The following is a 24,193-nucleotide window of genomic DNA, read 5'->3' on the forward strand; positions in this document are numbered from 1 at the left end:
GGACTCCACCGCAGGCGGTGGCCCGTCCCCTCTTGGAGCAGCACGATGACGCCCTCTCCCCCCTCCCGCACGCGTCGTCTCGGCGCCCTGCTCGCGGCCGCCGTCGTGGCCGGCAGCGCCCTCGGCGCCTCGCCGGCCGTCGCCGTCGACGCCGCCCCCGACGCCTCACGCCCCGCGGCCTCCGCCCCGGCGCGCACGGGCGCGTCCACCGCCGCGGACCCGAACGCGGACGGCTACGACTCCTTCATCGTCACCTACAAGGAGACCGCGTCCGTCTCCGGCCCGAAGGGCAGGGCCCTCGCGTGGGGCAAGGCGGCGAAGGAGGCGGGCGTGTCTGTGAAGGAGCTGCGCGAGACCGCGCTCGGCTCCCACGTGATCGCCACGGACGAGAAGCTCAGCCCCTCCGCGTCCGCCGCGTTCATGGCGGACCTGAAGGCCTCGAGCCTGGTGGAGGCCGTGGAGCCGAACGCCATCATGACCGCGAGCGGCCTCACCCCCGCCGATCCGTACTACGGGCAGCAGTGGGGCTTCACCGGGGTGAACGGCATGCGCGTGCCGGGGGCGTGGGACAGCACCACGGGCACCGGCTCGATCGTCGCCGTGATCGACACCGGCATCACCTCCCATGCGGATCTCAACGCCAACGTGGTGGCCGGCTACGACTTCATCTCCAACACCACCTCCTCGCGTGACGGCAACGGCCGTGACGCCAACCCCGCCGACGAGGGCGACTGGTACCTCGCCGGCGAGTGCGGCGATCCCAACCCGTCGAACTCGTCCTGGCACGGCACGCACGTGGCCGGCACCGTGGCGGCCGCGACGAACACGGTGGGCGTCGTGGGCGTGGCCCCGAACGCGAAGATCCAGCCGGTGCGCGTGCTGGGCAAGTGCGGCGGCTCGCTCGCCGACATCGCCGATGCGATCGTGTGGTCCGCGGGCGGCTCCGTGCCCGGCGCCCCCCTGAACGCCACCCCGGCCGACGTGATCAACATGTCCCTCGGCGGCTCCGGCACCTGCGGGACCACCTACCAGAACGCCATCAACGCGGCCGTGGGTCGCGGGGTGCCCGTCGTCGTGGCCGCCGGCAACGAGAACCAGCCTGCCGCCAACGCCCGCCCCGCCAACTGCCAGAACACCATCACCGTGGCCGCGTCCGACTCCTCCGGCCGCCGCTCCTCCTTCTCCAACTACGGCAGCGCCGTGGACGTGACGGCGCCGGGCAGCTCCATCATCTCCACGGTCAACACGGGCACCACCCGGCCGTCCGGCGCGGGCTACGCCTCCTACAACGGCACCTCGATGGCCACCCCGCACGTGGCGGGCCTGACCGCGCTCATGCTCACGAAGCAGCCCGGCCTGACCCCGGCACAGGTCGAGTCCACCCTGAAGTCGACCGCCCGCGCCATGCCCGTGACCTGCTCCGAGGGCTGCGGCGCCGGCCTGGCCGACGCCACCGCGGCCGTCGCCGCCGTCGGCGGGACGGCGCCGACCGACCCGACTGCTCCCGTGGAGCCGGCCCCCGCGCCCTCCGGCAACCTGCTGGTAAACCCGGGCTTCGAGTCGGGGGCCACCGGCTGGAGCGGCACCGGCCGGTCGCGGTACGAGTCCGTCTCCCCGCACTCGGGGATCTACCACGGCGTGCTCAACAACCTCGGCTACGCGAACACCGCGACCCTCTCGCAGACCGTGGCCGTGCCCGCCGGCACGACCACGACGCTGTCCTACTGGGTGCGCGTCGACTCGGCCGAGACCAGCTCGTCCACCGCGTACGACAAGCTGTCCGTGCAGGTCCGCGACGGCGCATACGGCACGTACACCCTCAAGACCCACTCCAACGTGGAGAAGGGTCGCGGCTGGGTGCAGCACACCGTGGACGTCTCCCGCTTCGCGGGCAGGACGGTGACCCTGCAGTTCCGGGGCGTGGAGGACTCGTCCGCCTGGACGGCCTTCAGCCTCGACGACCTCGCGCTCTCCGCGAAGTGAGGCGAGCGGCAGGAGGGCCGGCCGGCCCTCCCGCCGTCGCGCGGACTTGCCCCCGCCGGGGGGATCCGGTAGAGTTCTGCGAGTTGTCCGGTCCGCCACGGCGGATCGGGACGCGCGCGGATCTTTAGCTCAGTTGGTTAGAGCGTTCGCTTCACACGCGAGAGGTCGCTGGTTCGAGTCCAGTAAGATCCACCGCAGCGGGGCCCTCCTTCGGGAGGGCCCTTTCGCGTGCCCGAAGGTGCGTCCGGCGTGATTGGATGTCACCGGCGACCAGCCGCGATCGAGGAGCAGCCAGGCGCAGAGCGCAGGAAGGACACGGTGGACGGCGTGGACCCGGACGGCCCCCAGGAGGCGGAGCGCTTCGACCCGCGCATCCCCGAGCCCGCCGCGGAGCCCACCCTGATCCCCGTGATCCGCCCCGCGGCCGCCGCGGAGTCCCCCGGGCGGCCGGCGCCCCCGGTGATGCTCGCCCCGGACTCGGCGGTGGACCTGGACCCGCTGCTGCTGGACGAGGACGCCGTCAACGAGACCGGGCTCGCGGCAGACCCCGGCCTGCACCCGGACCAGGGCGTCGTCCAGACGGACGGGGCGGAGGACGCCACTCCCACCCCGGCCGCCGACTCGCCCCTGACCGAGCCGCCGCTCTCGGAGCAGGTGCCCACCTCGGTGCTCTCCCCGGCGGACGCCGACGGCGCCCTGCCCGCGCCGGCCGTGATCCCCGAACCGGACGTCACCGTCCCGGACCCGGTGGTCCCGCACGGCCCGCCGGAGAAGAAGGGCCGGCGCCGAGGGCGGCGGGGGCGCCAGGACCGCGCCGTGTTCGAGGAGGCCCTGCCCACGCAGACCCTCGCCATGGTGGAGCGTCTGCAGAGCTCGCCGTACGGGCGCAGGATGCGCTCCACCCTCCAGCAGCGCAGGGACGTCGAGCACCATTCCGTCGAGGCGCGGACCACCCTGGACTTCGCCCTCAAGCTGGGGGAGACGATGTTCAGCTTCGGGGCCACCTCGCTGGACGTGGAGACCTCGATCATCGTGGTGACCCAGGCCTACGGCATCCAGGAGACCGAGGTGGACCTGACCAACCAGGCCATCTCCCTCAACTACGCGCCCGACTCCTCCCGCGGCGAGGTGCCGTACACGCTGCAGCGCGTGGTGCGCTCCTCGTCCACGCACTTCGACGGCCTCGTGGCCGTCCACCGCCTCGTGGAGCAGATCTCCGAGGGGAAGGTCGAGCGCTCCGAGGCGCAGCGCCGTCTCGTGGAGATCCGCCACCGGCCCAAGCCGTTCCCGCCCTTCTTCGAGGTCCTGTTCGCGGGCGTGTTCGCGGGCTGCTTCGTCCCGTTCATCGGCGGCTCCTGGGAGGGCGCTCTGCTGGGCATGGTCTCCACGTGGCTGGTGTTCTGGCTCAAGGTCCAGGCGGACAGGGCCCGCTTCCCCGAGATCTTCTCCGCCATGTTCGCCGCCTTCCTCGCCACGGTCATCGCCCTGGTGGCGTTCGCCCTCCGGGTGCCCGTCAACCCCGCCGTGGTGACCGCGGGCGGCATCATGATGCTCCTGCCGACGGTGCGGTTCGTGACGGCCACCCAGGACGCGATCAACGGGTTCCCCGTCACGGCCGCCGGCCGCTTCATCTCCGCCCTGCTCGTCTACGCGGGGATCATGGGCGGGATCATGCTCGCGGTGGGGGTGGCGGAGATGGTCGGGCTGCCGCCGCTGGACCTCGCCGAGACCTCGCAGGAGAGCCACCCGTTCCTGCTCCTGCTGGCCCTCGTGGCGGTGGCGTCCATGTCCGACGCGGTGGTGGAGCAGAACCGCAGTCGCGCCATCCTCGCGAGCGGGGCGGTCTCCGCGGTGGGCTACCTCGTCTTCACGGCGGTCACCGCGGCGGGCACGAGCGGTCGGCTCGCCCCGGCGATCGCGGCGGCCGCGATCGGCTTCACGGCGCGGATCGTGGCGGAGCGGATCGGTGCTCCCGCCCTCGTGGTCGCGCTGCCCAGCGTGCTCTTCCTGCTCCCCGGCCTGACCATCTTCCGCTCCCTCTACGGATTCACCGTGGAGTCCCAGTCGGAGATGCTCGGGATCGTCGGGATCGTCGACGCGATCGTCATCGTCGCCGCGATCGCCGCCGGCGTGGCCCTGGGCAACACGGTGGCCAAGCCCGTCACGGACCGCCTGCGGGACTCCTCGCCCCGCGCGCTGCCGCCGCGCCTGCGCTGACGGGACCCGCCCGGCGTCGTCGGGGCGGGCGGGACCGACTCAGGCCGGGAGGCGCCAGTCCACCGGCTCCGCGCCCGCCTCGGCGAGGAGGGCGTTGACCCGGCTGAACGGCCGCGAGCCGAAGAAGCCCCGCTGCGCGCTCAGGGGGGAGGGGTGCGGGGACTCCACGACGCCGCACCCCGCCTCGCGCAGCACCGGAGCCATGCGCCGGGCATCGGCGCCCCACAGCAGGCCCACGAGGGGGGTGCCGCGCCCTGCCAGCGCCCGCACGGCGGCCTCGGTGATCTGCTCCCAGCCCATCCCGCGGTGGCTCGCCGGCGCGCCCGCGCGCACCGTGAGGACGCGGTTGAGCAGGAGCACCCCCTGGTCCGTCCACGCGGTCAGGTCGCCGTGCTCGGGGGGCGTGACGCCGACGTCGTCGTGGAGCTCCCGGTAGATGTTGGCCAGGGAGCGCGGCAGCGGACGCACACGGCGGTCCACCGCGAAGCACATCCCGATCGGGTGGCCCGGCGTCGGGTAGGGGTCCTGGCCCAGCACCAGCACGCGCACGTCGTCGAAGGGCTGGCGGAAGGCCCGGAGGATGTCCTCCGGCGCGGGCAGGACGTGCTCGCCGGCGTCGCGGCGCGCGCGCAGGGCGGCGCCGACGTGCTCGAAGGCGTCCGACTGCGCGGCCAGCGCCCTCTCCCATCCGGGGTCCAGGGGTGCGAGGAGATCCATGCTCCGAGCGTATCCGCGCGCCGACGGCCGCGACGGTCACTAGAGTGGCCGTCATGTCTCAGCCGGATCTCCGCCCCGACGACGCCGCCGCGCGCGCCTCCCGCGCGCCCCTCGGCGGTCTCACGGAGCAGGAACGGGCCGTCCTCGATCTCGAGGCCGCGACCTGGCGGCACACCGGCGCGAAGGACCACGCGATCCGGGAGCGCCTCGGGCTGGCGCCGACCGCCTACTATCAGGTGTTGAACGGACTGCTGGATCGCGAGGCCGCCCTGGCCTACCGCCCCCTCCTCGTCCGCCGCCTGCTGCGCACGCGCGGCACCCGGCGTCGGGCGATCAGGAGGCCCGTGACTCCCTCGTCCACCGCTCCCGCTTCCCCCCGCCAGGAGAACTGACCGATGGCATACCGGCCCGACCGCTTCGACGACGTCCCCGAGTACACCGAGCAGCGCGGCGCGCACCGCGCGTCCTTCGCACCGGCCGCCGCCGGCGCCACCGCCGCGTCCGGCGGCGCAGGCGGGGGCGCTCTCCGCCCGCTGCTGCTGCTCGCCGGGCTCGTGCTGCTCGCGGGCCTGTTCCTGGGTGTGATCCTGCCGTGGCTCACCGGCGGGGACGACCGCCCGACGGCCGGCGCGGCGGACTCCTCGTCCTCCTCGGCGCCCACGGACAGCACGACCGAGGCCCCGGCCTCCTCCTCCGAGGCCGCCGCGTCCTCGACCGAGCCTGCCCCGCCCTCCGCGACCACGGACGCGTCGAGCACCGGGCCCGCCCCGGACGCCGAGTCCGAGCGCGCCGCGCAGGAGTCCGCCGCCCAGGCGTCCCGTGACGCGGAGGCCTCCCGCGCCGCCGAGCAGTCCTCCGCCGCCGCGCAGGCCGCCGAGTCCTCCCGTGCCGCGCAGGAGTCCGCCGCCCAGGCGTCCCGTGACGCGGAGGCCTCCCGCTCCGCCGCCGCGTCGGCCGAGGCCTCCCGCTCCGCCGCCGCGTCGGCCGAGGCCGCCCGCGCCGCCGAGGCCTCCCGCTCCCAGGCCGCCGAGGCCTCCCGCTCCCAGGCCGCCGAGGCCTCCCGCTCCCAGGCCGCCGAGGCCTCCCGCTCGCAGGCCGCCGAGGCGTCCCGCAAGGCCGAGGCCTCCCGTGCCGCTGCAGCGGCGAAGAGCACCCGTGTGACGGTGTACAACGCAACCCGCATCAACCGCCTGGCCGCCCGCAACGCGCAGGAGCTCAAGAACGCCGGCTTCACGTCGGTGTCCGCCCAGAACTGGCGCGGCCCCCGCGTGGGCGCCTCCACCGTGATGTACAACCGCTCCGGGGACAAGGCCGCCGCCGAGGCCGTCGGCCGCGAGCTGGGCCTCCCCGTCGTCCAGAGCCCGAACCTGCAGGTCGACGGCGTCGCCGTCGTCGTCGCCGGCTGAGCCCGGCGGCGGCGCGTCCGCCGACGCTGTGCGACCCCCGTGGGCGCCACCCTGAGGGGACGGCGCCCACGGGGGTCGCGTGCATGCGGACCCGCGCGCCGTCCTCGTGTCGTCCGCCCGGTGCGGATGCGGGCGGACGACGCCCCAGCCTTTTGCACTCTCCCGGGGAGAGTGCTCATAATGGGGTTAGCACTCCGAAGGTGGGACTGCCAGTCGTACCCCGGCCGGCACCCCCGTGGAGGAGGACCTGTCCATCGGTGAGGCCCCGTTCCGGGCCGTCCGTCGCGGGCATCGGTGCGGGTCAGCCACCAGCAAGGAACGTGACGTCCAGAAAGGACATGCACTCATGGCCAAGACCATTGCATTCGACGAAGAGGCCCGCCGCGGTCTGGAGAAGGGTCTGAACACCCTCGCGGACGCCGTGAAGGTGACGCTCGGCCCCCGCGGCCGCAACGTGGTGCTCGAGAAGAAGTGGGGCGCCCCCACCATCACCAACGACGGCGTGTCCATCGCCAAGGAGATCGAGCTCGAGGACCCCTACGAGAAGATCGGCGCGGAGCTCGTCAAGGAGGTCGCCAAGAAGACCGACGACGTCGCCGGCGACGGCACCACCACCGCCACCGTGCTCGCCCAGGCGCTCGTGCGCGAGGGCCTGCGCAACGTGGCCGCCGGCGCCGATCCGCTCTCCCTGAAGCGCGGCATCGAGAAGGCCGTCGAGGCCGTCACCGCCGAGCTGCTCTCCGCGTCCCGCGAGATCGAGACCAAGGAGCAGATCGCCGCCACCGCGTCCATCTCCGCCGCCGACCCGCAGATCGGCGCCCTCATCGCCGAGGCGCTGGACAAGGTCGGCAAGGAGGGCGTCATCACCGTCGAGGAGTCCAACACCTTCGGCCTCGAGCTCGAGCTCACCGAGGGCATGCGGTTCGACAAGGGCTACATCTCCGGCTACTTCGTCACGGACACGGACCGCCAGGAGGCCGTCCTCGAGGATCCCTACATCCTCATCGTGAACTCCAAGATCTCCACCGTGAAGGACATGGTGGCGATCCTCGAGAAGGTCATGCAGTCCGGCAAGCCGCTGCTGATCATCGCCGAGGACGTCGACGGCGAGGCCCTGGCCACGCTGGTGGTCAACAAGATCCGCGGCACCTTCAAGTCCGTGGCCGTGAAGGCTCCGGGCTTCGGCGACCGCCGCAAGGCCATGCTCGCCGACATCGCCATCCTCACCGGCGGCCAGGTCATCTCCTCCGAGGTCGGCCTCTCCCTGGAGAACGCCACCCTCGACCTGCTGGGCACCGCCCGCAAGGTGGTCATCACCAAGGACGAGACCACCATCGTCGAGGGCGCCGGCGACGCCGAGCAGATCGCCGGCCGCGTGGCCCAGATCCGCGCCGAGATCGAGAACACCGACTCGGACTACGACCGCGAGAAGCTCCAGGAGCGCCTCGCCAAGCTGGCCGGCGGCGTGGCCGTCATCAAGGCCGGCGCGGCCACCGAGGTGGAGCTCAAGGAGCGCAAGCACCGCATCGAGGACGCCGTGCGCAACGCCAAGGCGGCCGTGGAGGAGGGCATCGTCGCCGGCGGCGGCGTGGCCCTGATCCAGGCCGGCGCGAAGGCGTTCGAGGGCCTGCAGCTCGAGGGCGACGAGGCCACCGGCGCGAACATCGTCAAGGTCGCCATCGAGGCCCCGCTGAAGCAGATCGCCTTCAACGCGGGCATGGAGCCGGGCGTCGTGGCGGACAAGGTCAAGACCCTCGAGGCCGGCCACGGCCTGAACGCCGCCACCGGCGAGTACGAGGACCTGCTGGCCGCGGGCATCAACGACCCGGTCAAGGTGACCCGCTCCGCCCTGCAGAACGCCGCGTCCATCGCGGGCCTGTTCCTCACCACCGAGGCCGTCGTGGCCGACAAGCCGGAGAAGAACCCGGCCGGCGGTGCCGAGGGCATGGACCCGATGGGCGGCATGGGCGGCATGATGTGACCACCCGCTGAGCCCGCCCGGTCCTCCCGGGCGCCCAGCACGCGAGGCCCGTCTTCCCGATCCGGGGAGGCGGGCCTCGCCGTGTCGGCTCAGGAGCGCAGGGCCTCCAGTTCGCGGCGCAGGTTCAGACGCGCCGGCTGCTCCCAGCGGGCGCGGCCGGTGGCGGTGGCGTAGAGGTGCTCGGCGGAGAGCAGGTGCTGGAGGACGGCAGCCCTCCCGGTGCGCCAGTGCGCGTCAGCGACGTGCGCGAAGTCCGCGCGCACGGCCTCGACGTAGCGGTCATACCCCTGGGGGGAGCTGCCGAGCACCGCGAGGTCCGCGTCGCTCAGAGCAGCCCCGGCGGGGTCGCCCGGGGCTGGGCGGTGGTCCACGGTGAGCAGCACGAGCCGCTCGACCTCGGCGACGAGGGCGGTGGGCACCCGCAGCCGCGGATCGCCGAGCAGGTGGAGGGCGAGCTCGGCCGAGTCCGCCTCGTCCTGGCCGGGGTCGGCCGTCTGGTCCGCCGCGTAGACGGCGTCGTGGAACCAGGCCGCCAGACGCACGGCGCGGGGGTCCGCGCCGAGGTCCTCACCAGCGGCGTCGAGCTCGTCCAGCGCCTCGAGCACGGCGAGCAGGTGCGCGGGGGAGTGGTAGTGGCGGTGCTCCTCGGCCCACCGCGTCAGCAGCTCCTGACCCGTCGCGAGCACCGCGTCCGGGTGGGCACCGGCCCCCGCGAAGAGCCGCTCCCAACGGCGGCGCAGCACCGGGGTGATCCGCGTCGGCCGGCGTCGGGCCGGAACGCGCAGGCCCGATCGGACGAGGCGCCGGACCAGCTCCGCGCCGCTGACCTCCTCCGCCCCTGCCGCCACGAGGTCCGCGTGGCGGTGCGCAGGCACGTCGTAGTGGTCCAGGTCGAAGGCGCGCGGGCTGAGGCCAGCCGTCCGCGCGAAGGCGTGCAGCTCCTCGAGGGAGGCGTCCGAGACGAGGTGCGAGAACACCGTGCCGTGCGCGGGCCAGACGGGTGGGTCGATGAGCACGCTCATGACCGTCACTCTAGGCCGCGCGCGGCACGGGCCCCGGATCAGAAGCGGAACATCGAGGCGTTCGCCGCCTCTGCGTCCTGGTACTGCTGGGCGGCGGCGTCCATGGCCTGGCGGATGGAGGCCAGGGAGGCCTCCACGCGCTGCTGGGTGGCGCGCCACTCCGTCAGCACGCCCTGGAAGTTGCTGGACGCCTGGCCGCGCCACGTGTCCTGGAGCTGGCGGAGGCTCGCCTCCATGGTGTTCACCTCGGTCTGCAGGCGGCCGATGGACCCCTCGACGGCGCCGCTCTTGGCGCGCAGGTCCTCGATGTCGATCTGGACGATGGTCATGTGCGTGTCCCCTCTGTGTACGCCGGAGGTGCGGCCGGCTCCGCTGACCCCCACGCTAGGGACGGCCGCTGCCGGCCCGCCGTCGGTCCCCGCGGTCTGGGGACCGGCCGGGGGAGCGGTGAGCCCTGTGCAGGAGCCGCGGCCGGGCCGCGGGACTCAGCCGCCGTCGCGCGGGCCGCGGTCGCGACGGCTGGCCGCAGCGCGGCGCAGTCGTCCGGCGACCCGCGTCAGCCGACGGCGCTGGACCGCGGACGAGGCGCCCGCCCCCGAGGGGGCCACAGAGGAGGAGGCGCGCCCGACGGGATCCGCCGTCGGACGCCCGCCCTCCGGGCCGTCCTCCTCGAGGCCGGTTTCGACGTCGTCCTCGTGCCCGGCTTCGCCGTCATCTTCGAGGTCATCGTCCTCGAAGGGGGTCCACGGCAGGTGCACGGAGAACGTGGCGCCGCCGCCCTCGGTCTCCAGGAGCCGGACGGAGCCGCCGTGCTGGGCGACGATCGCGGCGACGATCGCCAGGCCCAGCCCTGTGCCGCCGGTCTCGCGGTGGCGCGAGGAGTCCGCGCGGTAGAACCGCTCGAAGATCCGTGCGCGGTCCTCCTCGGAGACGCCCTGGCCGTGGTCGCGGATCTCGATCACCGAGTCCCGGTCCGGTCCCCCGCCGGGGCCGCCGGAGCCGCCGGAGGGGATCTCCACGGTGCCCACCGCGATCTCGATGGGGGTGCCGGCCGGGGTGTACCGCAGCGCGTTCGTCATGAGGTTGACCACCACCTGGCGGATGCGGTTCTCGTCGCCCATGAGGGGGGCCGAGGAGGCCCGTCCGCCGTCCAGCCCGACGAGCCGCACCGTGCGGTCCGGGGCGTTGACCGAGGCGTCCATCATGGAGTCCACGCCCAGCACGAGCAGGTCCACCGGCGCGTGCTCGAGGGGCCGCTGCTCGTCCAGGCGGGCGAGGGTCAGCAGGTCCTCCACGAGGCGCGTCATGCGGGCCGCCTCGGACTCGATCCGGCCCATCGCCGCGGCCACGTCCTCCTCCTTCGTGATGCCGCCGTGGCGGTAGAGCTCGGAGAAGCCGCGGATGGTCACGAGCGGGGTGCGCAGCTCATGGGACGCGTCCTGCACGAACCGGCGCATCTTGCCCTCGGAGACCTCCTTGTCCCGGAAGGCGGACTCGATGTGAGCGAGCATCGCGTTGAGCGAGCGGGACAGTCGCCCCACCTCGGTGTCCGGGGGCGCGGTCTCGACGCGCTGGCTCAGATCGCCCGCCGCGATCTTCGCGGCCGTGCGCTCCACGCGGTTCAGCGTCCGGAAGGCGCGCTTCACCGCCAGGTTGGCCACCACGACGGCGCCCGCCGTCGCCAGCAGCCCGATGGTCACCACGAGCGCGGTGACCCGCTCCACGGAGGAGGAGACGGTGTGCAGGGGCAGGGCGATGGCGATGGAGCCCTCGCCGCTGCGCAGGGGGTACAGCTGGACCCGCCAGCCGTTCGAGTCCGCCTGCGTGCCGGGCACCTCGAAGGACTCGGAGCCGATCTCGCGCACGCGATCCAGGGAGAGCCCCTCGAGGCGCGGGGCGTCCGCGTCCATGATCACGGGGGTGCTGACGACCGGCGCGCCCGTGGTGTCCCACAGGGCGCCGTAGAAGCGCAGGATCCCGTGCTGGGGCGTGTAGTACCCGCCGGTCTGGACTACGGTGGTCAGGTACACGGACACCGCGTCCCGGTTGGTGACCATGTCCTCGTCCAGCTGCCGCACGAGCTCCTGCCGGAACAGGGCGGAGGTGACGAGGGCGGTGACCGCCACGAGGGTGAGCATGAGCGCCGTGATCATCACGACGAGCTTGGTGCGCAGGGACTGGGCCGACCACGCGCCCCGGGCCCACGTGCGGGGGTGCCGCAGCCGGGACGACGCGACGCGGAGGCGCTCCGCCACCTCAGCGCTTGTCGGCCGTGCGCAGCATGTAGCCCACCCCGCGCTTGGTGTGGATCATGCGGTCCCGCCCGGCCACGTCGATCTTGCGACGCAGGTAGGAGATGTAGGACTCCACGATGGAGGCGTCCCCGTTGAAGTCGTACTCCCACACGTGGTCCAGGATCTGGGCCTTGGAGAGGACGCGGTTCGGGTTCATCATCAGGTAGCGCAGGAGCTTGAACTCGGTGGGGGAGAGGTCCACCACCTCGCCGCCGCGACGCACCTCGTGCGCGTCGTCGTCCAGTTCGAGGTCGTCCACGCGCAGCACGGCGCCGTCGTCGTCCAGGGACGCGGTGCGCCGCAGCACCGCGCGGATGCGGGCCACCACCTCGTCCAGCGAGAAGGGCTTGGTGACGTAGTCGTCCCCGCCCACGGTGAGGCCGGTGACCTTGTCCTCGGTGCCGTCCCGGGCGGTGAGGAACACCACGGGGAAGTGGCGGCCCGCGGCGCGCAGCCGACGGGTCACGGTGAAGCCGTCCATGTCCGGGAGCATCACGTCCAGCACCGCCAGGTCCGGCTGGAACTCCTCCGCCGCCTCGAGGGCGTCGTGGCCGTTGGCGGCGGCGCGCACCTCGAAGCCCGCGAAGCGCAGGGACGTGGAGAGGAGCTCGCGGATGTTGGGCTCGTCGTCCACCACGAGGAGGCGGGCTTCAGGGTTCTGAGACTGCATGAGTCCAGTCTGGCCACTCCACCTGGGAGTCCGCTGGGCGTTCGCTGACGTGCCGGGCCGCTCAGGAGCGGGCGCGCCGCACGGCCGAGAGGACCAGGTGCAGCACCAGCAGGCCGAACCCCGCGGGAAGCCCGTAGAGGGCCAGGCGGTACAGGAGGGGCAGGGCCGGCGCCGAGAGGAAGTAGGCCACCAGGAGGGCCGCCAGCGCGAGGGCGGAGACCGCCGTGACGGCCACGCCCGCCACGAGCACCGCGCGCAGCCACGGGCTGGGCGCGCGGCCTTCCGCGGGGTCGGTGGCGGGTCGGCGCGCGGCGGAGGGCACGGTGGCAGGCATGGCCGCCACTGTAGTCCGGCTATCCTGGAGGATCAGTGCAGCACGTCCATCGCCGTCCCTCGAGGGCTCACGGTCAGAGGCGGTCCCACCGATGCCGCGGCCTCACCGCGCCGGTGCAGTCCAGGACCCCGCCGATCCCTCGGGCGAGACCCGGCCGAGCGCCCGTCGGAGACGGCGGCGGCGCCCGCCGGAGAGGCCGGTGGGCGACCCGACGACGAAGAAGCAGGTGCCAGAGATGCCCACCGGTCGCATCAAGTTCTACGACTCCGCCAAGGGGTTCGGATTCGCCCACACCGACGAGGGCGAGGAGGTCCACGTGCCCTCGTCGGCCCTGCCCGCGGGCGTGACCGAGCTCCACTCCGGGGCTCGCGTCGAGTTCGGCGTGGCCGAGGGGCGGCGCGGAAAGCAGGCGCTCTCCCTGCGCGTGCTCGACTCCGCCCCCTCCGTGGTCCGCAACCACCGCCCCAAGCCCGATGAGATGGCGGTCCTCCTGGAGGACCTCATCCGGGTGCTGGACCAGACCTCCAACGGCCTGCGCCGCGGGCGCTACCCGCAGCCCGCCCAGGCCGGCAAGATCGCGCAGGTCCTGCGCCGCGTCGCGGACGACCTCGAGGCATGAGCGCCGTGAAGCACGAGACGGAGCAGCCCGTGACGCCGTCCGCGAGCGGACAGAGCCCCGAGACCGAGGCGGCCGCCGTGCCGGCGCCTCCCGTCCGGCGTCGGGCCCCCAAGCGGGACGAGCTGCTGGCGGAGGCCGTGGAGACCGCGCGCGCCGCGCTGGCCGAGGACGCGGAGGAGGGCCAGGTGGGCGAGCACCTGGACGCCACGGCGGACGACGACCGGCTCGTCACCCACCGCTTCGCCGCGCACCTGCCCGGCTACGCGGGGTGGGCCTGGTACTGCACGCTCGCCCGGGCCCCGCGCTCGAAGCACGTGACCGTGTGCGAGCTGGGGATCCAGGCGCATGACGGGGCCCTCGTGGCCCCGCCGTGGGTGCCCTACGCCGAGCGCGTGAACGAGGACGAGCGCGAGCGCCTGGCGGCCGTCGCCGAGGGCCGCGTCCCCGGCGAGGCCTGAGCCCTGCTCAGCCCAGGCGCTCGACCACGTGGTCGATGCAGGCCAGCAGCGCCGTGACGTCGTCCGGCTCGATGGCCGCGAACGTGGCGATGCGCAGCTGGTTGCGCCCGAGCTTGCGGTAGGGCTCCACGTCCACGACGCCGTTGGCGCGCAGCACCTTCGCCACGGCGGCGGCGTCCACCGCCTCGTCGAAGTCGACGGTGCAGATGACGGCGGAGCGGTCCTCGGGGCGCGTCACGAACGGGGTGGCCACCGCGTGCCGCTCGGCCCACTCGTACACCCGGCGCGAGGACTCGGCGGTGCGCGCGGTGGTGAAGTCCAGGCCGCCGTTGCCGTTCATCCACTGCAGCTGCGCGTCCATCATCACCAGGGTGGCCAAGGCCGGCGTGTTGTACGTCTGGTCCTTGAGCGAGTTGTCCACGGCGGTGGCCAGGTCCAGGAACTCCGGGATCCACCGGCCCGAGGCCGAGACCTCCTGCACCCGCTCGAGCGCAGCGGGGGAGAACAGCGCGAGCCACAGGCCGCCGTCGGAGGCGAAGTTCTTCTGCGGGGCGAAGTAGTAGACGTCCGCCTGCGCCACGTCCACGGGCAGGCCGCCCGCCGCGGAGGTGGCGTCGATCAGCACGAGCGCGTCGTCGTCGATCCCCGCGGGGCGCTCCACGGGCGCCATGACGCCCGTGGACGTCTCGTTGTGGGGCCACGCGTACACGTCGACGCCGGCCACGGCCTCGGGCTCCGGGCGCGTGCCCGGCTCCGCGGTGCGGATGTCCGAGGCGCCGAGGAACGGGGCGGCGTCCGTGGCGCGGGCGAACTTGGAGCCGAACTCGCCGAAGCTCAGGTGCTGCGCACGCTCGTGGACCAGTCCGAAGGAGGCGGCGTCCCAGAACGCGGTGGACCCGCCGACCCCGAGGACCACCTCGTAGCCCGCGGGGGCGGAGAAGAGCTCGGCGACGCCGGCGCGCACGCGGCCCACGAGGTCCTTCACGGGCTTCTGGCGATGGGAGGTCCCCATGAGCCCGGCGGCGTCGGCCACGGCCTGCAGCTGCTCGGGGCGGACCTTGGACGGTCCAGCGCCGAACCGGCCGTCCGCCGGCAGCATGTCCGTGGGGATGACGATCTCGGTGGGGGAGGTCGGGTTCATGGTGCGCTCCTGGGCGGGGGACGGGGTCGTCCTCATTGTGGCCCAGCGGCGCTCGCGCCCCGTGAACGTGACCCCGGTCCCGTGGCTAGGATGGCGCGGGAGGAAGACCACGGGAAGAGGACGGCGCGATGACCGATCTGATCGACACCACGGAGATGTACCTACGCACCATCCTCGAGCTCGAGGAGGAGGGCATCACGCCCCTGCGTGCGCGCATCGTGGAGCGGCTGGACCACTCCGGCCCCACGGTCTCCCAGACGGTGGCCCGCATGGAGCGCGACGGCCTCGTGCACGTCGGCGCCGACCGCCGCCTGGACCTCACCGTGGACGGGCGCGAGCGTGCCGTGGCCGTGCTGCGCAAGCACCGCCTGGCCGAGCGCCTGCTCTCGGACGTCATCGGCCTGGACTGGACGCTCGTGCACGACGAGGCCTGCCGCTGGGAGCACGTCATGAGCGACCAGGTGGAGCGCCGCCTGCTCGAGATCCTGGAGAACCCGAGCGTCACCCCGTACGGCACCCCGATCCCGCCGCGCCCCGAGCAGCGCTCCGCCGAGGACTGGAGCCGGGACATGGGCCTCGCCGGGGAGAGACTGGCGACGGCGGCCGCCACACCCGGCCGGTTCCGCGTCCTCAGCCTCGCCGAGGGGATCCAGGCCGACCCGGAGCTCCTGACGGACCTCGCCGCCGCGGGCGTCGTGCCCGGCGGCCTCCTCCGGGCGCAGCCCGCGCTCGAGGCCGGATACGTCCGGATCGAGGCGGAGGCGGACGGCGACGCCGCCGCCGGCGACGCGCTGGAGCTGCACGGGGACACCGCCGCGCACGTGTGGGTGGAGGCCCTGCCCGGCGAGTGACCGGCGCGTGAGGCGCAGGTGACCGATCGGTGAAGACTTTGCGCACCCGCGTGCGACACGCCGCGCGCGGGGACCGGAGGCCCGTAGCGTGGGACCGTCCGCTCCCCGTCCCGAGGCCCGCCATGCGCACACTCGTCCTCAACGCCGGCTACGAACCCCTCTCGGTGGTCTCCGACCGCCGAGCGCTCCTGCTCGTGGCCACGGGCAAGGCCAGCGTCCTGGAGGACGGCGGGGATCCCATGCTGAGCCCGACGCGCGCGTGGGGCCGCCCCCTGGTGATCCTCCTGCACCAGTACATCCGCGTCCCCCACGGGGAGGCGGCACCCGTCTCCCGCAAGGGCGTGCTGCGCCGGGACGGCCACCGCTGCGCCTACTGCGGGGCCCACGCCACCACGGTGGACCACGTCCGGCCCCGTTCGCGCGGCGGGGAGAACTCGTGGGAGAACCTGGTGGCGTGCTGCCTGCGCTGCAACGGCGCCAAGGCGGACCGCTCGCTCGAGTCCCTGGGGTGGCGGCTGCGCGTGGACCCGGTGCGCCCGCGCGGTGCGCAGTGGCGCATCCGCGAGCTCGACCGCCCCGCCGAGGCGTGGCAGGGCTACCTGGGCCTGGCGGCCTGACGCTCCCAGCGGAATCCCCCCGCCGCTCCCGGGGCGCTCCCTAGACTGCTCTCGGTCACGAGACGACAGGGGAGTGGTGCGCATGAGCATGGAGTCGGCGGCACGGGCGTCCATGATGCGCATGACGCGCAGCGGCCCGGAGGCGTCCCAGTCCCTCAAGAAGGGCACCGTGCGGCGCGCGGTCGCGTTCGCCGGACGGTACCGCGCCCGGCTGGTCGTGTTCGTCCTCGCCTCGATCCTGGGGGCCGTGCTCGGCGTCGCCTCGCCGGTCCTCGCGGGCGACGTCGTCAACGCGATCACCGGCGGCCGGGACGGCGACCTGATCGTGCGGCTCGCGCTGCTCATCGCCGCGGTCGCCATCGCCGACGCCGTCCTCGGCGTGTTCACCAAGTGGCTCTCCGCGGGCCTCGGCGAACGGGTCATCTTCGACCTGCGCACGCAGGTCTTCGACCACGTGCAGCGCATGCCCGTCGCCTTCTTCCAGCGCACGCGCACGGGTGCCCTGGTCTCGCGCCTGAACAACGACGTCGTCGGGGCCCAGTCGGCCATCTCCCGCACCCTCTCCGGCGTCGTGGCCAACGTGGTCTCCGTGGCGCTCACCCTGGCCGTGATGATCGCGACGAGCTGGCAGATCACCGTGCTCTCGCTCGTGCTCCTGCCGGTCTTCCTGTTCCCCGCCCGGTGGGTGGGCCGGCGCCTGGCCGGGCTCTCACGCGAGCGAGCCGGGCACAACGCCGCGATGGGCGACCAGATGACCGAGCGCTTCTCCGCGCCGGGCGCCACCCTCATCAAGCTCTTCGGCGACCCGGCCACGGAGTCGGCGGAGTTCGCCCGGCGCGCGGACCGCGTGCGCGCCACCGGCGTGGACATCTCCGTGCGCCAGGCCGTGTTCACCACGCTGCTCACGCTCGTCTCCGCGCTCGCTCTCGCGGCCGTGTACGGGGTGGGCGGGCTCCAGGCCCTCGCGGGCACCCTCGACGCCGGCGACGTCGTCACGCTCGCCCTGCTCCTCACGCGCCTCTACGCCCCGCTGACCGCGCTGGCCAATGCGCGCGTGGAGATCATGAGCGCGCTCGTCTCCTTCGAGCGCGTGTTCGAGGTCCTCGACCTGGAGCCCCTCATTCGGGAGCCGGAGCCGGGCCGCGCCGCGGCCGTGCCCGAGGGGCCGCTCTCCGTGCGCCTGCGGGACGTGCGCTTCTCCTACCCCACCGCGCAGGAGGTGTCCCTGGCCTCGCTCGAGGAGGTGGCCGTGCTGGACACGCGCGGCGGCGAGGAGGTGCTCCACGGGATCGACGTCGAGGTGCCGGCCGGGCGCACCGTGGCCCTCGTCGGCTCCTCCGGGGCCGGCAAGTCGACGATCGCCTCCCTCGTGACCCGCCTGCAGGACGTGAGCTCCGGCGCGGTCGAGCTGGGCGGCGTGGACGTGCGGGACATGACCTTCGCGGATCTGCAGCAGGCGGTCGGCATGGTCACGCAGGACGGACACCTGTTCCATGACACGGTGCGCGGCAATCTCGCCCTGGCCCGCCCCGACGCCACGGACGCCCAGCTGTGGGATGCGATCGAGCGCGCCCGCCTGGGAGACGTGATGCGGGCCCTGCCCGACGGCCTGGACACCGTGGTCGGCGAGCGCGGCTACCGCCTCTCCGGCGGCGAGCGCCAGCGCATGACCATCGCGCGCCTGCTGCTGGCCGCCCCGCGCGTCGTGGTGCTGGACGAGGCGACGGCGGCGCTGGACTCCACGAACGAGCGCGCCATCCAGGACGCGCTCGGGGAGGCGCTCGCGGGCCGCACGGCGATCGTGATCGCCCACCGGCTCTCCACGGTGCGCAGCGCGGACGAGATCCTCGTGGTGGAGGCCGGGCGGATCGTGGAGCGCGGCACGCACGCGGCGTTGCTCGAGCGGGGCGGCCGATACGCCGAGCTCTACACGACCCAGTTCGCCGACGCGGGCTGAGGCACGCGGGCGCCGCGACGGCGGTGGTGCCCCAGGCCGGAATCGAACCGACGGCCTACCCTTTAGGAGAGGGTCGCTCTATCCAACTGAGCTACTGGGGCGGGGACCCGTGGCCGGGTCCGGTCGGTCAGTCTAGCCGAGCGCGTCAGGCCGAGGCGGGCACCGACGTCGCGGCCTGCCGGCCCTTCCCGCCGCGCACCAGCATCACGACGACCGCGAGCGCGATCAGGGCGAGCAGCACCCAGCGGGCAAGGGTGAGCGCGGCCGCGAGGCCGGCGCCGGGGCCGCCCGCGGCGATCGCCTGCTCGATGGCGATGTTCTCGGCGATGTCCACCACGGCGAACAGCACGCCGAGTCCGAACGCGCCCCACTTCGCCGCCGCGGGACGCAGGCGCCAGGCCGCCACCGCGGTGAGCGTCAGGGCGACGGCGATCGGGAAGATCACCCCGGCCGTCTTGTGCACCCAGTTGAGCTGGCCGCGCGCCGCCTCGTCCATCACGCCGGCGAGGGCCCGCACGTGGTCCTGACCGTAGACGAGCATCGAGTCCGGCACGGCCAGCCCGCCGGTGAGCTGCGTCATCTGCTGCAGGACCAGCAGGTGGTAGTAGGCGCCGACGAACAGCGTGGTGCCGATCAGCGCGATCACGAGCATGGTCGGGTCGCCGTCCGGGCGGCTGGCGGCGGTCGGAGCGGGAGTCGCCGCCGTGGACGACGACGGTCGGGGCGTGCGGGACTTCTTCGACATGGGACCTCCAGGGGACATCATCGCAGACGGCCCCCGCTGTCGTGTCCGGGGCCGCGCCTAGACTGGACGGGCCATGGCTGACCTGTTCTCCGCGCTCGGACGCGACCCCCTGCCCTCCTCTCGGACCCGCCCGTCGGCGGATCCGCAGACCGCCCTGCCCGGGCTCGTGCCCGCCGCGGTGACGCGTGCCGCGCTGGACCCGGAGGCGCCGGGGGGAGCGTGGGGCGGGGACAGCGTCGGGAACGGCGCGGGCACCGCCGCCCACACCCCGGAGTCCCTCGTGGAGGGGCTGAACCCCCAGCAGGCGGCGGCGGTGACCCATGCCGGGGCGCCGCTGCTGATCGTCGCCGGGGCCGGCTCGGGCAAGACGCGCGTGCTGACCCATCGGATCGCGCACCTGCTGGCCACGGGGCAGGCTCGCCCGCACGAGATCCTGGCCATCACCTTCACGAACAAGGCCGCCGCGGAGATGCGCGAGCGCGTCGCCGGGCTCATCGGCCCCACGGCGCAGCGCATGTGGATCTCGACGTTCCACTCCTCCGCTGTGCGCATCCTGCGCAACGAGGCGGCGAGCATCGGGCTGAAGTCCACCTTCACCATCTACGACGCGGCGGACAGCCTGCGGCTGGTCACCACGATCGCCAAGCTGCACGAGCTGGACCCCAAGCGCTTCGCGCCCAAGGCCCTGCTCAACCGCATCAGCTCCCTCAAGAACGAGCTCATCGAGGCGGACGACTATGCGGGCACCGTGTCCGTGAAGGATCCGTGGGGCCAGGCGGTGGCCGCGGTGTACCGCGACTACACGGCGCGGCTGCGCCAGGCCAACGCCCTGGACTTCGACGACCTGATCGGCATGACCGTCCACATGTTCGAGGCGTTCCCGCGCGTGCTGGACAGCTACCGCCGCCGCTTCCGCCACGTGCTCGTGGACGAGTACCAGGACACCAACCACGCGCAGTACCGTCTCGTGCGGCTGCTCACCGGCCCGGCCGGCGAGCCCGAGGGTGTGGACACCCCCGGCGGCGAGCTCACCGTGGTGGGCGACTCGGACCAGTCGATCTACGCCTTCCGCGGCGCGGACATCCGCAACATCGTGGAGTTCGAGCAGGACTTCACGGACGCGGCCACCATCCGGCTCGAGCAGAACTACCGCTCCACGCAGACCATCCTGGACGCGGCCAACGCGGTCATCCAGAACAATCCGGACCGCCGCAAGAAGGATCTGTGGACGGCCGAGGGTGCGGGGGAGAAGATCACCGGCTACGCCGCGGAGAACGAGTCCGCGGAGGCCGAGTGGATCTCCTCCACCATCGACCGCCTCCAGGACGAGGGCGGGGTGCGCCCGGCCGACGTTGCCGTGTTCTACCGCACCAACGCCCAGTCCCGCGCCCTCGAGGAGCGCCTCGTCACCCGCGGCATCCCGTACCGCGTGATCGGCGGCACGCGGTTCTACGACCGCAAGGAGATCAAGGACGCCCTCGCGTACCTGCGCGTGGTGGTCAACCCGGCCGACGACGTCAACGTGCGCCGCATCCTCAATGAGCCCAAGCGCGGCATCGGCGACCGTGCTGAGGGCGCCGTGGCCGCGTGGGCGCAGCGCCAGCGCACCACGTTCTTCGACGCCCTGCGGGACGCGGAGAACGCCCCGGGCATGGCCACGCGATCCGTGAAGGCGATCCGCGGGTTCGTCCAGATGATGGACGACCTCATGCAGCTGGCGGAGGGCGAGAGCCCGGCTACCGTCCTCGAGGCCGTCCTCGAGCAGTCCGGCATGCTCGCCGCGCTGCGCGAGTCGGAGGACCTGCAGGACGAGTCCCGCGCGGACAACCTCGGCGAGCTCGTGGCCGTGGTGCGCGCCTTCTCCACCGCCCACCCGGACGGCACGCTCTCGGACTTCCTCGAGCAGGTGGCGCTCGTGGCGGACGCGGACCAGCTGCCCTCGCCGTCGGACGCCGAGGGCGCGGACCTCGCCGAGGCGCAGGGCCAGGTGACGCTCATGACGCTGCACACGGCAAAGGGCCTGGAGTTCCCGGTCGTCTTCCTCACGGGCATGGAGCACGGCGTCTTCCCGCACGCCCGCTCCATGACGGATGAGAAGGAGCTCGCGGAGGAGCGCCGCCTGGCCTACGTGGGGCTGACCCGCGCCCGTGAACGGCTGTTCCTCTCCCGCGCGGAGGCGCGCTCCCTGTGGGGCCAGCACCAGTTCAACCCGCCCAGCCAGTTCCTCGGGGAGATCCCCGAGCGGCTCATCGAGTGGGAGCGCGAGGGGACCACGCGCTCGGCCGGCTCCCTGACCTCGCTCACGGGGGCGGGGACCTCGCGGTACGCGGGGCGGTTCGGCTCCGGCGGCGAGGGCGGCCGGCCCTCGTGGTCCTCTCGCGATGACGGCACCGGCGCGCGCCCCGCGCGCCTCACCCGCGGCGAGGAGGCCGCGGACCTGACCGTGCCGTCGTCGGTGGTGCGCGGCAAGGCCCCCTCACGGGTGCAGCCGCAGAAGGAGATCGCGGCCCTGAACCCCGGAGACCGCGTGTCCCACGCCACCTTCGGTGCGGGCCGCGTGGACGCCGTCACCGGAGCCGGGGACAAGACCGTGGCCACGGTCACGTTCGAGGACTCGGGGGCCCAGAAGCGCCTGCTGCTGCGCTATGCACCCCTCACCAAGCTGGAGGGCTGAGAGCCCTCTGCGCGCCGGGCGGTGTGGACTACAGTGACGGAGGAGAGCTCCTCGACGTCGTCTCCGCGCCTCCGCGCGCGGCGGACCGGCGCGGGGCCCGCTCCCGCCGAGGCGCCGTGATGCGGCACCCCGGCAGACCGAAGTCTTCGACCCAGAAGGACATCCACCGTGGACCTGTATGAGTACCAGGCGCGCGATCTGTTCGAGAAGCACGGCGTCCCCGTGCTCGCCGGCATCGTGGCGCAGACCCCGGAAGAGGCCAAGGCGGCCGCTGAGAAGATCGGCGGCGTGACCGTCGTCAAGGCGCAGGTGAAGGTCGGCGGCCGCGGCAAGGCCGGCGGCGTCAAGGTCGCGAAGACCGCCGACGAGGCGTACGAGCACGCCAAGGCCATCCTGGGGATGGACATCAAGGGCCACACCGTGCACCAGGTCATGATCGCGCAGGGCGCCGACATCGCCGAGGAGTACTACTTCTCCGTGCTGCTGGACCGCGCGAACCGCACCTACCTGGCCATGTGCTCGGTGGAGGGCGGCATGGACATCGAGACCCTCGCCGAGGAGCGCCCCGAGGCCCTCGCCAAGGTGCCCGTCTCCGCGCTGACCGGCATCGACGCCGAGACCGCCCAGAAGATCGTCGCCGAGGCGAACTTCCCCGAGGAGCTGCGCGCCGACGTCGCCGACGTCCTGCAGACGCTGTGGACCGTCTTCGAGAAGGAGGACGCCACCCTCGTCGAGGTCAACCCGCTGGTGAAGACCGGCGACGGCAAGATCCTCGCCCTCGACGGCAAGGTCTCCCTGGATGACAACGCCGAGTTCCGCCAGGAGGGCCACGCGGCCCTCGTCGACGAGCGCACCGAGGACCCGCTGGAGGCCAAGGCCAAGGCGAACGACCTCAACTACGTGAAGCTCGACGGCCAGGTCGGCGTGATCGGCAACGGCGCCGGCCTCGTGATGTCCACCCTCGACGTGGTGGCCTACGCGGGTGAGAAGCACGGCGGCGTGAAGCCCGCCAACTTCCTGGACATCGGCGGGGGCGCCAACGCCGAGGTCATGGCCAACGGCCTCGACGTCATCCTGGGCGACGAGCAGGTCAAGTCCGTGTTCGTGAACGTCTTCGGCGGCATCACCGCGTGCGACGCCGTGGCCAACGGCATCGTGAAGGCCCTCGAGATCCTGGGCGACGCCGCCACCAAGCCGCTCGTCGTCCGCCTGGACGGCAACGCCGTGGAGGAGGGCCGCCGCATCCTGCAGGAGGCGAACCACCCGCTCGTCACCCTGGCCGCCACCATGGACGAGGGCGCCGACAAGGCCGCCGAGCTCGCCCACTCCGCGAACTGACCGTTCGGAAAGACTGAGGAACAGCTATGTCGATCTACCTGAACAAGGACTCCAAGGTCATCGTGCAGGGCATCACCGGCGGTGAGGGCACCAAGCACACCCGCCTGATGCTCAAGGCCGGCACGAACATCGTGGGCGGCGTGAACGCCCGCAAGGCCGGCACCACCGTGTCCCATGAGGACAAGGACGGCAACGCCGTCGAGCTGCCCGTCTTCGGCTCCGTCACGGAGGCCATGGAGAAGACCGGCGCGGACGTGTCCGTCGCCTTCGTGCCGCCGGCCTTCGCCAAGGACGCCGCGATCGAGGCCATCGAGGCCGAGATCCCGCTGCTCGTGGTCATCACCGAGGGCATCCCGGTGCAGGACTCCGCGGAGTTCTTCGCCCTGTCCCAGTCGAAGACCGGCGAGGACGGCAAGCCGAAGACCCGCATCATCGGCCCGAACTGCCCCGGCATCATCACCCCGGGCGAGGCCCTGGCCGGCATCACCCCGGCCACGATCACCGGCTCCGGCCCGATCGGCCTCGTGTCCAAGTCGGGCACCCTGACCTACCAGATGATGTACGAGCTGAAGGACTTCGGCTTCTCCACCGCCATCGGCATCGGCGGCGACCCGGTCATCGGCACCACCCACATCGACGCCCTCGAGGCGTTCGAGGCCGACCCGGACACCCAGGCCATCGTGATGATCGGTGAGATCGGCGGCGACGCCGAGGAGCGTGCGGCCGAGTTCATCAAGGCCAACGTCACCAAGCCGGTCGTCGGCTACGTGGCCGGCTTCACCGCCCCGGAGGGCAAGACCATGGGCCACGCCGGCGCCATCGTCTCCGGCTCCGCGGGCACCGCGCAGGCCAAGAAGGAGGCCCTTGAGGCCGCGGGCGTGAAGGTCGGCAAGACCCCGTCCGAGACCGCCGAGCTCATGCGTGAGATCATGAAGGGCCTCTGAGTCCCCAGATCTCGGGCTGATCCCGACGACGCGGGCCCCGTGCCTCCCGAGAGGGAGGCGCGGGGCCCACTGCGTTCTTGCTCCCGTGTTCCTGCGTTGTTCCTGCGTTGTTCCTGCGTTGTTCCTGCGTTGTTCCTGCGTCGTTCCTGCGTGCGGGAGGGCTGCCATGGACGCTGCCGCCGATGAGCTGGGCGCAGTACTGCCAGGTAACCTCGGGGGTTACCT

At 73.0% G+C, this 24,193-nt stretch carries 21 protein-coding genes and 2 tRNA genes; 14 read left to right on the forward strand and 9 right to left on the reverse strand.

What is annotated here, in order from left to right; all coding sequences use genetic code 11:
- Positions 1-45 precede the first annotated feature (45 nt).
- From NJC10_RS10775 to NJC10_RS10785, 3 genes are all read left to right on the forward strand, one after another.
- The gene (locus NJC10_RS10775) at positions 46-1,983 is read left to right on the forward strand and encodes a S8 family serine peptidase (protein ID WP_319076532.1); all 1,938 of its coding nucleotides are present in this window, start codon (positions 46-48) and stop codon (positions 1,981-1,983) included.
- A 118-nt stretch (positions 1,984-2,101) separates the two neighbouring features.
- Positions 2,102-2,175, forward strand: a tRNA-Val gene (locus NJC10_RS10780).
- A 126-nt stretch (positions 2,176-2,301) separates the two neighbouring features.
- A complete protein-coding gene (locus tag NJC10_RS10785) occupies positions 2,302-4,200 on the forward strand; it encodes a threonine/serine ThrE exporter family protein (protein WP_319076534.1) in 1,899 nt (632 codons plus the stop codon).
- A 39-nt stretch (positions 4,201-4,239) separates the two neighbouring features.
- On the opposite strand, the gene NJC10_RS10790 is transcribed toward NJC10_RS10785, so the two are convergent.
- Complete coding sequence (locus tag NJC10_RS10790) at positions 4,240-4,917, reverse strand: uracil-DNA glycosylase (protein WP_298713892.1); 678 nt, start codon at positions 4,915-4,917, stop codon at positions 4,240-4,242.
- Positions 4,918-4,970: 53 nt separating this feature from the next.
- Between NJC10_RS10790 and NJC10_RS10795 the strand changes: the two genes are divergently transcribed.
- The 3 genes from NJC10_RS10795 to groL all read left to right on the forward strand — a co-directional run bounded on the left by NJC10_RS10795 (position 4,971) and on the right by groL (position 8,304).
- Entirely contained in the window at positions 4,971-5,309 is a 339-nt protein-coding gene (locus NJC10_RS10795) for a DUF3263 domain-containing protein (protein WP_319076536.1), read from the forward strand.
- 3 nt (positions 5,310-5,312) lie between these two features.
- The gene (locus NJC10_RS10800) at positions 5,313-6,323 is read left to right on the forward strand and encodes a LytR C-terminal domain-containing protein (protein ID WP_319076538.1); all 1,011 of its coding nucleotides are present in this window, start codon (positions 5,313-5,315) and stop codon (positions 6,321-6,323) included.
- A 346-nt stretch (positions 6,324-6,669) separates the two neighbouring features.
- Positions 6,670-8,304: a chaperonin GroEL gene (gene groL / locus NJC10_RS10805; RefSeq protein WP_248115347.1), complete on the forward strand. Its 1,635-nt coding sequence runs from the start codon at positions 6,670-6,672 to the stop codon at positions 8,302-8,304.
- Positions 8,305-8,393: 89 nt separating this feature from the next.
- Here groL and NJC10_RS10810 read toward each other — a convergent pair whose 3' ends face one another.
- From NJC10_RS10810 to NJC10_RS10830, 5 genes are all read right to left on the reverse strand, one after another.
- Positions 8,394-9,326 carry a DUF4031 domain-containing protein gene (locus NJC10_RS10810; protein WP_319076539.1) on the reverse strand — a complete coding sequence of 311 codons (933 nt, stop codon included), beginning with the start codon at positions 9,324-9,326 and terminating at the stop codon, positions 8,394-8,396.
- 38 nt (positions 9,327-9,364) lie between these two features.
- Complete coding sequence (locus NJC10_RS10815) at positions 9,365-9,655, reverse strand: WXG100 family type VII secretion target (protein WP_319076540.1); 291 nt, start codon at positions 9,653-9,655, stop codon at positions 9,365-9,367.
- 156 nt (positions 9,656-9,811) lie between these two features.
- Positions 9,812-11,581, reverse strand: coding sequence for a HAMP domain-containing sensor histidine kinase (locus tag NJC10_RS10820; RefSeq protein WP_319076541.1), 1,770 nt, complete (start codon positions 11,579-11,581; stop codon positions 9,812-9,814).
- Between the two features lies 1 nt (position 11,582).
- A complete protein-coding gene (locus tag NJC10_RS10825) occupies positions 11,583-12,290 on the reverse strand; it encodes a response regulator transcription factor (RefSeq protein WP_319076543.1) in 708 nt (235 codons plus the stop codon).
- Positions 12,291-12,351: 61 nt separating this feature from the next.
- A complete protein-coding gene (locus NJC10_RS10830; protein ID WP_319076544.1) occupies positions 12,352-12,624 on the reverse strand; it encodes a hypothetical protein in 273 nt (90 codons plus the stop codon).
- A 235-nt stretch (positions 12,625-12,859) separates the two neighbouring features.
- On the opposite strand from NJC10_RS10830, the gene NJC10_RS10835 reads away from it, so the two are divergent.
- The gene (locus tag NJC10_RS10835; RefSeq protein WP_248115353.1) at positions 12,860-13,243 is read left to right on the forward strand and encodes a cold-shock protein; all 384 of its coding nucleotides are present in this window, start codon (positions 12,860-12,862) and stop codon (positions 13,241-13,243) included.
- Positions 13,240-13,701, forward strand: coding sequence for a DUF3027 domain-containing protein (locus NJC10_RS10840; RefSeq protein ID WP_298713911.1), 462 nt, complete (start codon positions 13,240-13,242; stop codon positions 13,699-13,701). The genes NJC10_RS10835 and NJC10_RS10840 overlap by 4 nt, the downstream gene beginning before the upstream one ends.
- A gap of 7 nt (positions 13,702-13,708) precedes the next feature.
- Here the strand turns inward: NJC10_RS10840 and serC are convergent, their stop codons facing one another.
- Positions 13,709-14,842: a phosphoserine transaminase gene (serC, locus tag NJC10_RS10845; protein ID WP_319076545.1), complete on the reverse strand. Its 1,134-nt coding sequence runs from the start codon at positions 14,840-14,842 to the stop codon at positions 13,709-13,711.
- 128 nt (positions 14,843-14,970) lie between these two features.
- Between serC and NJC10_RS10850 the strand changes: the two genes are divergently transcribed.
- The 3 genes from NJC10_RS10850 to NJC10_RS10860 all read left to right on the forward strand — a co-directional run bounded on the left by NJC10_RS10850 (position 14,971) and on the right by NJC10_RS10860 (position 18,267).
- Complete coding sequence (locus NJC10_RS10850; protein WP_319076546.1) at positions 14,971-15,693, forward strand: metal-dependent transcriptional regulator; 723 nt, start codon at positions 14,971-14,973, stop codon at positions 15,691-15,693.
- Positions 15,694-15,815: 122 nt separating this feature from the next.
- On the forward strand, positions 15,816-16,310 hold the full coding sequence (locus NJC10_RS10855; protein WP_248115357.1) for an HNH endonuclease: 495 nt from the start codon (positions 15,816-15,818) through the stop codon (positions 16,308-16,310).
- A gap of 82 nt (positions 16,311-16,392) precedes the next feature.
- Positions 16,393-18,267, forward strand: a complete 1,875-nt coding sequence (locus NJC10_RS10860; protein ID WP_319076547.1) for an ABC transporter ATP-binding protein — start codon at positions 16,393-16,395, stop codon at positions 18,265-18,267.
- Positions 18,268-18,291: 24 nt separating this feature from the next.
- On the opposite strand, the gene NJC10_RS10865 is transcribed toward NJC10_RS10860, so the two are convergent.
- Together NJC10_RS10865 and NJC10_RS10870 are read right to left on the reverse strand one after the other, a co-directional pair.
- A tRNA-Arg gene (locus NJC10_RS10865) sits at positions 18,292-18,368 on the reverse strand.
- A gap of 44 nt (positions 18,369-18,412) precedes the next feature.
- On the reverse strand, positions 18,413-19,012 hold the full coding sequence (locus NJC10_RS10870; protein WP_319076548.1) for a hypothetical protein: 600 nt from the start codon (positions 19,010-19,012) through the stop codon (positions 18,413-18,415).
- A 73-nt stretch (positions 19,013-19,085) separates the two neighbouring features.
- Here NJC10_RS10870 and pcrA point away from each other — a divergent pair, with 73 nt between their 5' ends.
- From pcrA to sucD, 3 genes are all read left to right on the forward strand, one after another.
- Positions 19,086-21,686: a DNA helicase PcrA gene (pcrA, locus tag NJC10_RS10875; protein ID WP_319076550.1), complete on the forward strand. Its 2,601-nt coding sequence runs from the start codon at positions 19,086-19,088 to the stop codon at positions 21,684-21,686.
- Positions 21,687-21,854: 168 nt separating this feature from the next.
- A complete protein-coding gene (sucC, locus tag NJC10_RS10880; RefSeq protein ID WP_319076551.1) occupies positions 21,855-23,024 on the forward strand; it encodes an ADP-forming succinate--CoA ligase subunit beta in 1,170 nt (389 codons plus the stop codon).
- A 26-nt stretch (positions 23,025-23,050) separates the two neighbouring features.
- Entirely contained in the window at positions 23,051-23,968 is a 918-nt protein-coding gene (gene sucD / locus NJC10_RS10885) for a succinate--CoA ligase subunit alpha (RefSeq protein ID WP_319076552.1), read from the forward strand.
- Positions 23,969-24,193 lie beyond the last annotated feature (225 nt).

The sequence above is a fragment of the Micrococcus sp. M4NT genome, from assembly GCF_033790745.1.
Classification (GTDB): Bacteria; Actinomycetota; Actinomycetes; order Actinomycetales; family Micrococcaceae; genus Micrococcus.